General features: G+C 56.5%; 1 rRNA gene. It reads right to left on the bottom strand.

From position 1 onward, the window contains the following. Positions 1-500: 500 nt before the first annotated feature. Positions 501-568: ribosomal RNA gene (locus AC1DDH_RS20440) — 16S ribosomal RNA — on the bottom strand; the annotation flags it as partial.

Genomic DNA, 568 nt, shown 5'->3' with positions numbered 1-568 from the left:
ACCAACCACCACCCAAAGGCGGCAGCACAATCACGGATCAGATCCAGGTTCATATTCTTGGAAATTGCTTCTTATAAAAGATGCTCGCGTCCACTATGTAGTTCTCAAACAACAACCCCGTACCACACACCCCACACACACCCCACCCCAAAAGGAGCAGAACAACCGTGTGATCGGTGCAGCCAAGAAACCAGAAACACAAGTCCCGGAACCACCACGGCCAAAGCCGCAGCAACCCGGTCCTGTTGCCTCAGGACCCAACAGTGTGCCAAACACTAAACCGCTGATCACCTCTCCCGCACCGTTCCAGGACCACCCGGACTTCCAAAGGAAGCACAGGGGACCGTACTGGGTGCCGGCGAAGAACCGGCGGCCGCTATTTGTTGATATTCCACCCGTGAGCACCCGCCGCAGAACTTGCGTCTGCGCAACGGGCGTACTCCTGACAACCCCACCACACCCGCATACACGGGGCAGAGAAAGTTGTAGGTGCTCCTTAGAAAGGAGGTGATCCAGCCGCACCTTCCGGTACGGCTACCTTGTTACGACTTAGTCCCAATCGCCAGTC

Source organism: Arthrobacter sp. 10T425 (assembly GCF_056393985.1).
Note: the sequence above shows the minus strand (reverse complement) of the source record. Positions and strands in the feature narration are given on the sequence as shown.